The organism is Pseudoalteromonas sp. APC 3495, assembly GCF_030407645.1.
GTDB classification, from domain to species: Bacteria; Pseudomonadota; Gammaproteobacteria; order Enterobacterales; family Alteromonadaceae; genus Pseudoalteromonas; species Pseudoalteromonas tetraodonis.
In genome coordinates this window covers 1-13,146 of record NZ_JASDDA010000071.1, presented here as the reverse complement: position 1 = coordinate 13,146, position 13,146 = coordinate 1, and the positions used below count along the sequence as shown (strand labels likewise).

Here is a 13,146-nt window from a genome sequence, read left to right as displayed (position 1 = left end):
GGGTGATAAGAAAGAAGCCGAATAAGTACCCCTATAAAAGAAAATGCCAGTCAGTTCTTAACTGACTGGCATTAGGCTCAGGCCGGTTTTTTTATCTTTAAAAAAGAGGCAGTATCACCTTAAATAAATAATCTGGTATGATTAACAAATATGCGCTTTTCGTAAATTTTGAGGTAATCATGTCGTGTAGTTTTGATTTTCATTTAGTCGATGAAAATGCCACTGTTGCTATGGGTAATAAATTAGCTGCCATAATAGAACAGGGCGCAGTTATTTATTTGCATGGTGATTTGGGGGCCGGTAAAACGACATTTACTCGCGGTATAGTGCAAGGTTTTGGTCATACAGGTAAGGTTAAAAGTCCCACTTATACACTTGTTGAACCTTACGAGCTTGTGCGTGGCAATGTCTATCATTTTGACTTATACCGATTAGGTGACCCAGAAGAGCTTGAATTTATGGGAATTCGTGATTATTTTTCAGAAACGGCAACTTGTATTGTTGAGTGGCCGGAAAAAGGCGGAGAATTTATTCCTGTTCCCGATCTAAATGCTACGCTAAGTTATGTAGGTGATGAGCGTAAAATTGTTATTAACAGTGCTAGTGAGCGTGGTGTAGCAATTGTCGAAAAACTAAATAATAGATAATAAAATAGTTAAGGCAGTGATTATCAAAATGAGTCGTGGTTTAGTTAAACTTTTTATTTACCTCATGGTTTTTACAGTGAGCTTGCCATTGTGGGCGCAAAACACTATTAATAGTGTGCGTGTCTGGCCATCCCCTGATAGCACCCGGGTGGTGTTTGATCTCGACGATAAACCCGATTTCAGCTACTTTATGCTAAAAAATCCAAGCCGTTTAGTGGTTGATTTAGAAAACACTGATGAGTTGAAAACATTGCCAGGTGTGCCACCAAAACACCAAATTGTTAGTAAGTTACGTTACTCAAAACCTAAAAATAAACACAGCGTGCGTTTAGTGTTTGAATTAAATGGGCCAGTTAAACCAGTTATATTTGCACTAGCCCCCACAGGCCCTTATAAAAATAGATTGGTGGTCGATTTATACGATAAAAGCCAAGCTAAAGGTGCAATTACCCCTGCGCAAACGGCGGCAAAAAAACGCCAATTAAGCCAAGAGCGCGATATTGTAATTGCTATTGATGCAGGGCATGGCGGTGAAGACCCTGGCTCCATTGGCCCATCAGGCACTTACGAAAAAGACATTACACTGCAAATTGCCAAGCGTTTAGAGCGGATGATTGATGCTGAGCGAGGCATGATTTCGCGTATGGTTCGCAGTGGCGATTACTTTGTAAAACTCAATACACGTACCAACCGCGCACGTCAGAAAAAAGCAGACTTTTTTGTTTCTATTCATGCAGATGCGTTTACCAGCCCTGGGCCAAATGGTGCTTCTGTTTGGGTGTTGTCGCTGCGACGTGCCAATTCAGAAATTGGTAAATGGATTGAGGATAAAGAAAAACACTCTGAGTTACTTGGCGGTGCTGCCGATGTAATTAAAGATGCTGCAAATGAAAAGTACTTAGCGCAAGCCTTGCTTGATATGTCGATGGATCACTCCATGAAAACCGGCTTAAACGTGGCTGAGGAAGTAGTTAAAGAGCTACGAAAGGTGGCTAAACTTCATAAAAAAGAGCCGCAACATGCCAGCCTTGCAGTATTAAAGTCGCCAGATATTCCGTCTATTTTGGTTGAAACTGGGTTTATCTCTAATCCACGTGAAGAGCGACTGCTTAAAAGTGCCAATCATCAAGAGCGCTTAGCTAAAGCCATGTTTACCTCAATTAAAAATTACTATTTACGTAACCCGCCTGACGACTCACTGTTTGCGTCATTAAAGTCTCAGTATCCAACAAAACATAAAGTACGTCCTGGTGAGTCACTGAGCATGTTGGCAGGTCGATATGGCGTGAGTATCAGTAAAATAAAACAAGTTAATAAGCTCAGTTCAAATACGCTATTTATTGGTCAGGAACTTGATATTCCTCAGAGTTAATTTTAAAAGCGCACACATTTAAGGTTGTTATGAGTATTGAAATATTACCTGCGCGCTTAGCAAACCAAATTGCGGCGGGTGAAGTTGTTGAGCGTCCCGCATCGGTGGTTAAAGAGTTAGTAGAAAACAGCCTTGATGCAGGCGCGACACGTATTCAAATAGATATTGAACGCGGGGGCCACAAGTTAATTCGTATTCGCGACAATGGAGCGGGTATTGCAAAGGGTGAGCTCACATTAGCGCTCTCTCGCCATGCAACCAGTAAACTAAAGTCCCTAGACGACCTAGAAAATATTTGTTCTCTTGGTTTTAGGGGGGAAGCCTTAGCATCTATTAGTTCGGTATCTCGCTTAACCTTAAGCTCTAAACCCGAAAATCAAGAAGCTGCGTGGCAAGCCTTTGCACAAGGCCGAGATATGGCCGTAGAGGTAAAGCCGGTTGCTCACCCTAGTGGCACCACAATTGAAGTTAAAGATTTATTTTTTAACACCCCAGCAAGACGTAAGTTTTTACGCACTGAAAAAACCGAATTTAGTCATATTGATGAGCTTATAAAGCGTATTGCGCTGAGCCGTTTTGATGTATCAATTACATTAACCCATAATGAAAAAGTTGTGCGCCAGTATCGCGCTAAAACTGATCCTGCTCAAGCGATTACGCGAGTCGCACAAGTGGCGGGTAAAGCGTTTGCTGAGCAAGGATTGCATATTCAATCGGGTGAGGCTGGGTTGCAACTACACGGTTGGGTATTGCCAGTTGGATCGGCTAATAGTACTCAGTATACCTATGTAAATAATCGTATGATGCGCGACAAACTTATTCTGCATGCTATTCGTCAAGCATTTGAAGAGGTCAGTGGCGAGCAAGAACTTCCCGGATTTGTGATTTACATAGATATAGACCCACGCCAAGTGGATGTTAACGTGCACCCGGCAAAGCATGAGGTACGTTTTCATCAAGGTCGTTTGGTACATGACTTTATTTTACAAGCTATTAAACAAGTTGTGGTGCCACTTCAAGCTGAGTTTGTTAATTCGCCAGCCGCTCACGCTCATCATTCACCAGTTACATCGTTTAACCAAGAACACACTTCCAGTAGTGAACTTTTTGATTATCCTAAGTCGTCATTACAACCAAGTCATTCGCCATCTACAAGTAGTGCCTCTTATGGTGGCGGTCGTCAAGGTGCGGGTAGACAGGTGCGTACTGAAAGCCAAAATTACCATGATGTGAATGCGTTTTATCAGGGCGTGAATGAGCAACAAGCGCAGCACTTTGATACTGCGGCAGCATTTGTACAATCTAATGAGACGCAAGTATCAGATACAGCACTGCGCACTGTCGATATAATAAGCATTGAACAGGGCGTTTGCGTGTTCAATAATGAAAATCAACTTTATTGTTCACACTTTAAATACGCATTAGCGGATGATTGGCATACACAAATAAAAGAGCATGGCAGCCTTGAAGGTAAAGCACTCCTATTGCCTGTGCGTGTCAACGTATCAAAACAAGACACGGCGCTTCTTGCTGCTCAGCAGTCTTGGTTTACCTTACTAGGTTTTGAGTTATTAATAGAAAAGCAGTTTGTTATGGTAAAGAAGCTGCCTACAAGCCTGTACTTATTAGATGTAAGTGCTGCAATAGATGCATTGCTTGAGGGATGTAAGGCTCAGCTAGCAAGTATTGATGAATGGCTACAATGGCAGGTAAATATAATTCCCGCACGGTTCTATGCGAGCAATGCCTTTTTAGAGCAGCAAGCGCGCTTACAAAATAATCCGCAAACAATTGAACGCTTGCGAGAAAAAGCAGTTAAAATAGATCTAAACTCTTATCTAACGCAATTTAATTAAGGTATTCGTGTTGAGTAATTTACCGGTCATATTTTTAATGGGCCCAACCGCTGCTGGTAAAACAGCATTGGCAATTTCACTGTGTGAGTATTTAAATACTGAGATTATTAGCGTTGATTCTGCGCTTGTTTATAAAGGTATGGATATTGGTACGGCTAAGCCTGATGCCGACGAATTAGCTCGTGCCCCACATCATTTAATTGACTTACTTGATCCGAGTGAAACGTATTCGGTTGCTGATTTTAGACGTGATGCTATAGAAAAAATTGATAAATTTCATCAACAAGGTAAAGTGCCTGTATTGGTTGGAGGTACAATGATGTACTTCAAAGCGCTAATTGATGGGTTGTCGCCATTACCTGAAGCCGATGCAAACGTTAGAGCCGAACTAGAAACACAAGCTAAAGAGCATGGCTGGCCTTATTTATACAAAGAGCTGGTTAAAGTTGATCCGCAAGCAGCACAAAAGATGAGTGAAAATGATTCGCAGCGAATTAATCGTGCTTTGGAAGTTTACCGTATAACAGGTAAAACGATGACTGAATTGCAAAAGCAAAAACAGCCAGCATTACCCTATACTTTTCATCAATTTGCAATTGCACCCGATGATCGCAGTGAATTACATCATCGAATTGAAGAAAGGTTTAAAATAATGATTGAACAGGGGTTTGAAAAAGAAGTTTCGACCCTATATCTACGTGAGGATTTACATCCCAATATGCCTTCTATTCGTTGTGTAGGTTATAGACAGATGTGGGATTACCTTGCGGGTGAAATTGATCATGATGAAATGATTTTTCGCGGCATTGCAGCCACACGTCAATTGGCTAAACGTCAATTAACGTGGTTAAGAAGCTGGCCTGATGTTACATGGTTAACAACAGGTGATGAAGAAAACTTGCATCGTGTAGTAAGTTCGCTAAGCTAGTAGTAGTTGGACAAAATTTATCTTTGTTAAATCAGTTCAGCCACTTAATTATAATAACACCTAGAACGAAGGAATAATAACATGGCAAAAGGCCAATCGTTACAAGACCCATTTTTAAATGCACTACGCCGTGAGCGCATTCCAGTATCAATTTTTTTGGTAAATGGCATAAAATTACAAGGTAAAATTCAGTCATTTGACCAATTTGTAATTTTGCTGGAAAACACTGTTAACCAAATGGTGTATAAACATGCAATTTCTACAGTTGTACCTGCACGCGCAGTCAACTTCCAAGGTGTTCAGGGAAATGAAGACACTGAAGAACCTGAAGCTGGAAACTTTTAAATTAGGAGCGTAATGCTTGTTTGACCGCTATGAATCTGGCGAACAGGCAATTTTAGTCCATATCGACTTACCTAAAGAGGGGGATCGTGAAGATCTCCACGAATTAGAAATGTTGGTATCTTCTGCTGGTGTTAGTAGTTTGGCGGTTGTGCAAGGCAGCCGTCAAGCACCACATCCGAAGCTATTTGTCGGTACCGGCAAAGCAGAAGAAATAGCTGAAATTGTCAAAACCCACAATGCCGATGTTGTCATTTTTAACCATCAGTTAAGTCCGTCTCAAGAACGTAATTTAGAGCGTGTTTGCCAATGTCGGGTGCTTGATAGAACCACACTTATCCTTGATATTTTTGCTCAGCGCGCACGTACTCACGAAGGTAAACTTCAAGTTGAGTTAGCGCAGCTTCGTCATATGTCGACTCGTTTAATCCGAGGTTGGACCCACCTTGAACGCCAAAAAGGCGGTATTGGTTTACGTGGTCCTGGTGAAACGCAGTTAGAAACCGATCGACGTTTATTACGTGCACGTATTAAAAATATACGCGCCCGTTTGGCTAAAGTTGGCGTACAACGTGAGCAAGGTAGACGAGCACGTACTCGTAATGAGATCCCAACGGTTTCTTTAGTGGGTTATACTAATGCGGGTAAATCAACCTTATTTAACCGTATTACAAATTCTGATGTGTATGCCGCTGATCAGTTGTTTGCAACACTAGACCCAACCTTACGCAAATTAGATATTGGCGATGTTGGTTCGGTTATTTTAGCCGATACTGTAGGGTTTATTCGCCACTTACCGCATGACTTAGTGGCTGCATTTAAAGCAACGCTGACAGAAACGCGAGAGGCTGATTTACAATTACACGTGATAGATGTAGCTGACCCTCGTCGAAAAGAAAATATTGAACAGGTACAAGAAGTACTCAAAGAAATTGAAGCTGATGATGTACCGCAATTACTTGTATACAACAAAATTGATGCGCTGGATGATGTAACCCCACGTATTGATCGCGATGACGAAGGCCAACCTATAAGGGTATGGTTATCAGCAAAAACAGGTGAAGGTTGCGAGCTGTTAAGTGAGGCTATTAGTGACTTACTAGCTAAAAAGATGTTGAGTGAAACTTTACTACTGGCTCCTCAGTATGGACGTTTAAGAGCATCTTTATTTAACTTAAGTGCAGTACATAACGAACGTTTTGATGAGCAAGGTAATTGGTTGCTAGATGTGCGATTACCTATGATTGAGTGGAATCGTTTGATTAAAGATTTTGGCCCAGAGATTGAAAGTTTTATTAGCTGCGACTAAAAACTGAAAGATTAATGTCGGTTTTAGTATAAGAAATGCATAAGATTTGTTAGATTTAACACAATTTCCGAATTTATTTAGATAACAATGGAGTATAGCTATGGCCTGGAATGAACCGGGTAATAATGGCAATGACAAAGATCCGTGGAATAACAAAGGCGGACGTGATCAAGGCCCACCTGATTTAGACGAGGTGTTCCGTAAATTCAGTAACAAGTTTAACGGCTTATTTGGCGGTAAAAAATCCGGCAATGGTAGCGGCGGTGGACTTGGCGGAGCCGGTATTTCATTTGTACTTATTATCGCTGCCATTGTGTGGGCGTTAAGCGGTATTTATACGGTGAAAGAAGCTGAGCGCGGTGTCGTTCTTCAATTTGGTAAGTTTGACCGAATTGCAGATCCAGGCTTGCGTTGGAAGATGACCTTTGTTGAGACGGTTATTCCAGTCGATATCGAAGCTGTTCGTTCGTTATCAGCATCAGGTTTTATGCTAACTGAAGATGAAAACGTAGTAAGCGTTGAGTTTGAAGTACAGTATCGAGTAATCGACCCATACTTATACAAGTTTAGTGTCACTAACGCTGACAGCAGCCTTGAAGAAGCATTAGATAGTGCGCTGCGTTATGTTGTTGGCCATTCAAAAATGGACCAAGTACTGACTAACGGCCGTGAAGTTGTGCGTCAAAATACCTGGGATGAGCTAAATCAAATCATTGAACCTTATAATTTAGGTTTAATCGTAACTGACGTTAACTTCAAGGATTCACGTCCGCCAATGGAAGTTAAAGATGCGTTTGATGATGCAATTGCAGCCCAAGAGGATGAACAACGCTTTATTCGTGAAGCCGAAGCGTATGCCCGTGAAATTGAACCGCGTGCGCGTGGTCAAGTAACGCGTATGACGCAAGAGGCTGAAGGTTACCAAGAGCGTATTACTTTAGAAGCGCAAGGTGAAGTGGCTCGTTTTGAGAAATTACTTCCAGAATACCAAGCAGCTAAAGAAGTAACACGCGAGCGTTTATACATAGACGCAATGCAAGAAGTATTAGGTAATAGCTCTAAAATATTGGTTGACGTTAAGGGCGGTAACAACATGATGTATTTACCACTTGATAAAATCATGGAAAAACAGGGTTCATCAACACGCGTTGCTTTACCTAGCTCAAGCGATATTAACGATTTACGTAACAAGGTAAATACGTCACGTAACAGCACTGTTAATAGTGGTAATGATCGCTTTAACAATGATCGCTTCAACGACGGGAGATAAGCATAATGAAAAACTTTAGTTTAGTAATCCTATTAGCTGCCATTGTAATGTGTTTCTCGTCAGTATTTGTGGTTTCTGAAGGCCAAAAGGCGATTGTACTTTTATTTAGTAAAGTACAAAAAGACAGCGATGATCAAGCGGTGGTTTATGGTCCAGGTCTACATCTAAAAGTGCCATTTTTTAGCCAAGTGCGCCGCATTGATGCGCGTATTCAAACGCTAGATGGCACACCGGATCGCTTTGTAACTAGCGAGAAAAAAGACTTAATTGTTGATTCGTTTGTAAAATGGCGTGTTAACGACTTTAGCTCTTTTTACCTGCGTGCACGTGGTGATAAGCAATACGCTGAAACACTGCTTAAGCAAAAAGTAAATAATGGCCTACGTACTAACTTTGGTACTCGTACTATTCGTGAAATTGTATCGGGTGAACGTAGCGAGCTGATGGAAGAAGCGTTAGTACAAGCCTCTGAAAGTGCTAGTGAGCTGGGTATTGAAGTACTTGATGTACGTGTTAAGCAAATTAACTTACCTCAAGAGGTGAGTAGCTCTATTTACCAACGTATGCGTGCTGAGCGTACTGCCGTTGCTAAAGAGCACCGCTCTGAAGGTCAGGAAAAAGCAGAAACGATTCGTGCAGGTGTTGACCGCCGTGTAACAGTAATGCTTGCTGATGCAGAACGTAATGCGCGTTCTGTTCGTGGTCAAGGCGATGCTGATGCTGCTGCGATTTACGCTAGTGCTTATAATAAAGACCCTGAGTTCTTTAGCTTTGTTCGCTCTTTAGAAGCTTACAAGCAAACTTTCAAAGGAAAGCAAGACGTGATGGTGTTATCACCGGATAGCGATTTCTTCCAATACATGAAAGGCGCGAAAGCTCAGTAATCACAGCTTTAGTTAAATTTAAAAAGCCCTGCAATTGCAGGGCTTTTTGTTATCTGAATTTTAATCTTATAAATCACTGTTATTTATGTGATTATTAGCTAAACACTGATGTTTACTAAGGGCACGAGGAAAAAATAAGCTAAACGGGGTGAACTTTGCTTTAGTTTTCTGGTAAAATCTCGTCCTAATTTTCTCTAAGTGAATTTGCAATGGGTAAAAACGTTGTTGTACTAGGCACCCAATGGGGTGACGAAGGTAAGGGTAAGGTAGTTGACCTCCTTACAGATAAAGCATCTTTAGTAGTTCGTTATCAAGGTGGCCATAACGCTGGCCATACCTTAGTGATCGACGGTGAAAAGACAGTTCTACACCTTATTCCATCGGGTGTATTACGTGACAATGTTAAATGTGTGATTGGTAATGGTGTTGTTTTATCACCAGAAGCGCTAATGAAAGAAATTGGCATGCTTGAAGAGCGTGGCGTACCAGTACGCGAACGTCTTTTAATCAGTGAAGCATGTCCGCTAATATTGCCTTTCCATGTTGCATTAGATGTAGCTCGCGAAACAGCGCGTGGCGATAAACCAATCGGTACAACGGGTCGTGGTATCGGTCCAGCGTATGAAGATAAAGTAGCACGTCGTGGTTTACGTGTTGGCGATTTATTCAATCCTGAATTATTTGCTACTAAGTTAAAAGAAGTATTGGAATACCACAACTTCACATTAGTGAACTACTACAAAGTAGATGCAGTAGATTTTCAAAAAACGTTTGATGACGCAATGGCTGTTGCTGACATCTTAAAAGCAATGGTAGTTGATGTAACTGAGCTTTTAGATCAAACGCGTAAAGCCGGTGACAACATCTTATTTGAAGGTGCACAAGGTACATTACTTGATATCGATCACGGTACTTACCCTTATGTTACATCTTCAAACACTACTGCTGGTGGCGTTGCTACAGGTGCGGGTTTTGGCCCATTACACCTTGATTATGTACTAGGTATCATTAAAGCGTACACAACACGTGTAGGTTCAGGTCCTTTTCCTACAGAGCTTTACGATGGCCTTGAAAAACAAGACCCAGTAGGTAAGCATTTAGGTGACAAAGGTCATGAGTTTGGTGCTACTACTGGTCGTTTACGTCGTACTGGCTGGTTAGATGCAGTGGCTATGCGCCGTGCAGTTCAAATTAACAGCATTTCAGGTTTTTGTTTAACTAAACTTGACGTTCTAGACGGTTTAGAAACACTTAAAATCTGTACTGGTTATAAGCTTGAAGATGGTACTGTGACTAACGTTACGCCATTAGCGGCTGAAGGTTACGATAAAGTAACACCAGTATACGAAGAAATGCCTGGTTGGTCTGAAAATACCGTGGGTGTAACATCGCTTGAAGGTTTACCTAAAGCAGCAATTGATTACATTAAACGTATTGAAGAAATCACGGGCGTCCCTGTTGATATTATCTCTACAGGTCCAGATCGTGTTGAAACCATGATACTTCGTAGCCCATTTGCATAATTGGGTTTATGTTGAAAAGAAGCTGCCATGTGCAGCTTTTTTTATGCCTATAAAAAAGCACACCTATTAATAGTGGAACGATCTTTGTATATTATTTGGTAAGTTTATTTTTAAAGTGGTTAATATGCGTTTATCTTCTCGTTGCTCAGTGTGGTCATTATCACTACTTACACTTTCTTTATTTAATATAAGCAATAGCTTAGCTGAAGAAAGCCCTGCAGCTGTGCCGCTGTATACCGAATCTGAGTTAATAGCTTTAATTAATGAGAACACTCATCTAGCCCGCGTGAAGGCAGATAATTGCCAGTTAGTGCAAGATATAGAAGCACGAGCCAATAAAATGGCATTGCCGTCGTATCAATTTTTATACGGTGATATGCTTGCCTACAAGGTGTGTGTTGAGCGTGATGTAGCTCTAGGTGTGTATTACATGAAAAAAGCGGCTGAGCAGGGCTTAGCGGCAGCATTAGAGCAACTAGGTCGCTACTACGATGTTGGGCAGTTAGTCCAAAAAGACAAAGCCATGGCAATAACCTACCTCCGTGAGGCCTCAGCGCAAGGTAACTTAAAAGCTCAATTACGATTAGTGGGCTTGTTTAATCAAGGCTATGGTAGTCCAAGAGACTTTGAAGATGCTTATCGTTGGCTGTTTAACACCACGGTAGCCGATAAAGCGACACATAAAAAAATAGAGCGAGCATTAACTAAACTTGCTGAAAAAATGCCAGCTAGTGTCGTTACCCGCGCGCGCTTACCTATGTAACCTAAACTCCAGCTAGAGAAAATAAACCTAATTATGACTATGATTTAATATGTTAGTAAATCTCTTAATCAGAGTTTAGGTTTGTAAATAAAAAAGCGAGAGTGCTTTTTTAGCACTCTCGCTTTTTAGTTATTACTCGTCTTTTTTATTGTCTTTGGCTTTGTTATTGGCCGGATCTTTTAATAGCGATATTTTAGGCGGTTGCAATGCAACTACTCGTTCACCCTCTTGTGGTGGCTTTTCCATATCACTGGTAAAAGGCCTCATTTTCACTGGTGCGTCTTCATCACTGTCTTTATCCCCTTTGAGAATAAACAGTGGGATCGCTTCAGGATTCATTTCTAAATACTGCTGCCAGCTAAACTCTTCAGATATACGTGTTGCACTCACTTTACCGCCTTTGGCAATAACACTGCTTAAGCGTGCATATGCGCCGTTTTCACCAAACAGAATTTGTCGTGATAAAAACGTCGCGCTGTCTTTATTTGCTTTAGCATGTGATGAAGAGGAACGTAGTGAAAATACATTTTTTTCATTTAATAAATGAGAGAAGTACTGCACCCCTAATGCGTTGTGGTGGCGATTAGGTGAAAGCGCTAAAACACTGCGAATCGTGGTTAAAGGTAAATAACGTTCAGCATGCTCCGATTGCGGGTTACCGTAATAACAAGGCAGGCCATCCATGCGCGCCATTCTACAGTTCTCCCAAGCAGGATCTGATAGATGAACAGGAATATTTTGCTCTTTTAAGCCACGTGCAATTGCACGCGATACATGGTTTGCACCAATGATTAAAATAGTATTAGGGGATGGTTGACGCACTCCAAGTAGTTTCGCAACAGGGATAGCCGTTAAGCTTTGCAGTACCACAGTAACAATAATAACAGTAAATATGAGTGGCACCATTTTTTCGGCATCGGCCACTCCCGCTTCCATCATACTCAGCGCAAATACTGAACCAACGGCTGCTGCAACAATACCGCGAGGTGCAATCCAAGCAAGTACTAGGCGCGATTTCATCGGTAAGTCTGTACCAAAGGTTGAAATAGCAATACACAATGGGCGGGCGATAAATAGCACAATAGCTAAAAATATAAATACGTCGCTGTCGAGCATCATTAAATCAGAGAGTTGTAGTCTTGCGGCCAATAAAATAAATAAAGTCGAGATTAAAATCATTGACAAATCTTCTTTAAACTCGAGTACCGAATCTATTTCCAAGTCATCTTGATTAGCTAACCAAATGCCAAACACCGTCACAGCCAGTAAGCCTGACTCATGGCTTATGTGGTTTGAAATAGAAAAGCTAATTAACACTAACGCTAAAATACCAAACTTATGTAGCTCAAATGGCAGCCATTCTCGGCGCATTAGTTGCGTCGTGATCCAACCCGAAACCACACCAATACTTAAACCAACGCCAACGGTTTTAACCAGTGCAACGATAGTGTGGCTAAGTACTTCACCCTGACCAACCAGCATTACGGCTTCAAACACTAACACTGCAAATAAAGCGCCAATGGGGTCTATTACTATGCCTTCCCAGCGTAAAATACGATCGATATCCTGGGTAGGTCGCATCGAGTTAAGTAATGGAGCAATAACGGTTGGCCCCGTAACAACAAGCACAGCGCCAAGTACTGCAGCAACTCGCCAATTTAACTCGAGTAACCAATAGGCGCTAAAACTAATAACAATACAAGTTGTAAGCATACCAATAGAGCAGAGGTTTCTGACGACTTTACTGATCCCTTTAAGTTCTCGAAAATGTAAAGTTAAGGACCCTTCAAATAAAATCACAGCGACACTCAAAGAGACCACAGGAAAAAGTAAATCACCTAATAATGCATCAGGGTCTAATACGCCACTAAATGGCCCTAATAAAAGCCCTGTAAGCAATAAAAACAGAATAGCGGGTACTCTAAACGCCCAAGCGACCCATTGGGCTAACACTGAACACAGTGCAATACCGGCTATATAAATTGCTGACATAGAGTAAAAACTCCTTAATTTTAATAATGTTTAAAAGTATAACGGTTACCAACCAGTAATACAGTGGGTATACACGTGTAAATTAAATTTAGCTAATAAATAATGTTTATTTATTTAGTGTTAACGTCTTTTGTGAGAGTGTTATCAAAGTTATAGTCTCTATAATTACTATTTATAGTAGTCTAACTTTATGATATCTATTGCAAAATGTGCATGCCTTGTCTGTTATGACCTATTTAGCTTTAATTTTAGCCTTGATC

The 13,146-nt window shown here is 41.1% G+C and carries 11 protein-coding genes; 10 read left to right on the top strand and 1 reads right to left on the bottom strand.

From position 1 onward, the window contains the following. Positions 1–179: 179 nt before the first annotated feature. The 10 genes from tsaE to QL984_RS17715 all read left to right on the top strand — a co-directional run bounded on the left by tsaE (position 180) and on the right by QL984_RS17715 (position 10,894). Positions 180–647 (top strand): tRNA (adenosine(37)-N6)-threonylcarbamoyltransferase complex ATPase subunit type 1 TsaE, encoded by a 468-nt coding sequence (tsaE, locus tag QL984_RS17760; protein WP_013466030.1) that lies wholly within the window; start codon positions 180–182, stop codon positions 645–647. Between the two features lie 28 nt (positions 648–675). Continuing rightward, positions 676–2,019: an N-acetylmuramoyl-L-alanine amidase gene (locus tag QL984_RS17755; RefSeq protein ID WP_024601933.1), complete on the top strand. Its 1,344-nt coding sequence runs from the start codon at positions 676–678 to the stop codon at positions 2,017–2,019. Between the two features lie 29 nt (positions 2,020–2,048). Then, the gene (mutL, locus tag QL984_RS17750) at positions 2,049–3,875 is read left to right on the top strand and encodes a DNA mismatch repair endonuclease MutL (RefSeq protein WP_024601934.1); all 1,827 of its coding nucleotides are present in this window, start codon (positions 2,049–2,051) and stop codon (positions 3,873–3,875) included. Between the two features lie 10 nt (positions 3,876–3,885). After that, the gene (gene miaA, locus QL984_RS17745; protein ID WP_028835550.1) at positions 3,886–4,803 is read left to right on the top strand and encodes a tRNA (adenosine(37)-N6)-dimethylallyltransferase MiaA; all 918 of its coding nucleotides are present in this window, start codon (positions 3,886–3,888) and stop codon (positions 4,801–4,803) included. Positions 4,804–4,884: 81 nt separating this feature from the next. Beyond that, a complete protein-coding gene (hfq, locus tag QL984_RS17740; protein WP_013466026.1) occupies positions 4,885–5,148 on the top strand; it encodes an RNA chaperone Hfq in 264 nt (87 codons plus the stop codon). 16 nt (positions 5,149–5,164) lie between these two features. After that, positions 5,165–6,454 carry a ribosome rescue GTPase HflX gene (hflX, locus tag QL984_RS17735; RefSeq protein WP_128583723.1) on the top strand — a complete coding sequence of 430 codons (1,290 nt, stop codon included), beginning with the start codon at positions 5,165–5,167 and terminating at the stop codon, positions 6,452–6,454. Positions 6,455–6,554: 100 nt separating this feature from the next. After that, on the top strand, positions 6,555–7,724 hold the full coding sequence (gene hflK, locus QL984_RS17730) for an FtsH protease activity modulator HflK (RefSeq protein WP_013466024.1): 1,170 nt from the start codon (positions 6,555–6,557) through the stop codon (positions 7,722–7,724). Positions 7,725–7,729: 5 nt separating this feature from the next. Beyond that, a complete protein-coding gene (hflC, locus tag QL984_RS17725) occupies positions 7,730–8,608 on the top strand; it encodes a protease modulator HflC (protein WP_013466023.1) in 879 nt (292 codons plus the stop codon). Positions 8,609–8,817: 209 nt separating this feature from the next. Continuing rightward, positions 8,818–10,131, top strand: coding sequence for an adenylosuccinate synthase (locus QL984_RS17720; RefSeq protein ID WP_024601937.1), 1,314 nt, complete (start codon positions 8,818–8,820; stop codon positions 10,129–10,131). A gap of 124 nt (positions 10,132–10,255) precedes the next feature. Next, on the top strand, positions 10,256–10,894 hold the full coding sequence (locus QL984_RS17715; protein ID WP_013466021.1) for a tetratricopeptide repeat protein: 639 nt from the start codon (positions 10,256–10,258) through the stop codon (positions 10,892–10,894). Between the two features lie 132 nt (positions 10,895–11,026). Here the strand turns inward: QL984_RS17715 and QL984_RS17710 are convergent, their stop codons facing one another. Then, positions 11,027–12,886 carry a sodium:proton antiporter gene (locus tag QL984_RS17710; RefSeq protein WP_013466020.1) on the bottom strand — a complete coding sequence of 620 codons (1,860 nt, stop codon included), beginning with the start codon at positions 12,884–12,886 and terminating at the stop codon, positions 11,027–11,029. Positions 12,887–13,146: the final 260 nt, after the last annotated feature.

Coding starts and splice junctions, on each gene's coding strand:
- QL984_RS17715 (WP_013466021.1), top strand. CDS start 10,256: ATGCGTTTATCTTCTCGTTGCTCAGTGTGGTCATTATCACTACTTACA.
- tsaE (WP_013466030.1), top strand. CDS start 180: ATGTCGTGTAGTTTTGATTTTCATTTAGTCGATGAAAATGCCACTGTT.
- QL984_RS17710 (WP_013466020.1), bottom strand. CDS start 12,886: ATGTCAGCAATTTATATAGCCGGTATTGCACTGTGTTCAGTGTTAGCC.
- mutL (WP_024601934.1), top strand. CDS start 2,049: ATGAGTATTGAAATATTACCTGCGCGCTTAGCAAACCAAATTGCGGCG.
- QL984_RS17755 (WP_024601933.1), top strand. CDS start 676: ATGAGTCGTGGTTTAGTTAAACTTTTTATTTACCTCATGGTTTTTACA.
- hflC (WP_013466023.1), top strand. CDS start 7,730: ATGAAAAACTTTAGTTTAGTAATCCTATTAGCTGCCATTGTAATGTGT.
- hfq (WP_013466026.1), top strand. CDS start 4,885: ATGGCAAAAGGCCAATCGTTACAAGACCCATTTTTAAATGCACTACGC.
- hflK (WP_013466024.1), top strand. CDS start 6,555: ATGGCCTGGAATGAACCGGGTAATAATGGCAATGACAAAGATCCGTGG.
- QL984_RS17720 (WP_024601937.1), top strand. CDS start 8,818: ATGGGTAAAAACGTTGTTGTACTAGGCACCCAATGGGGTGACGAAGGT.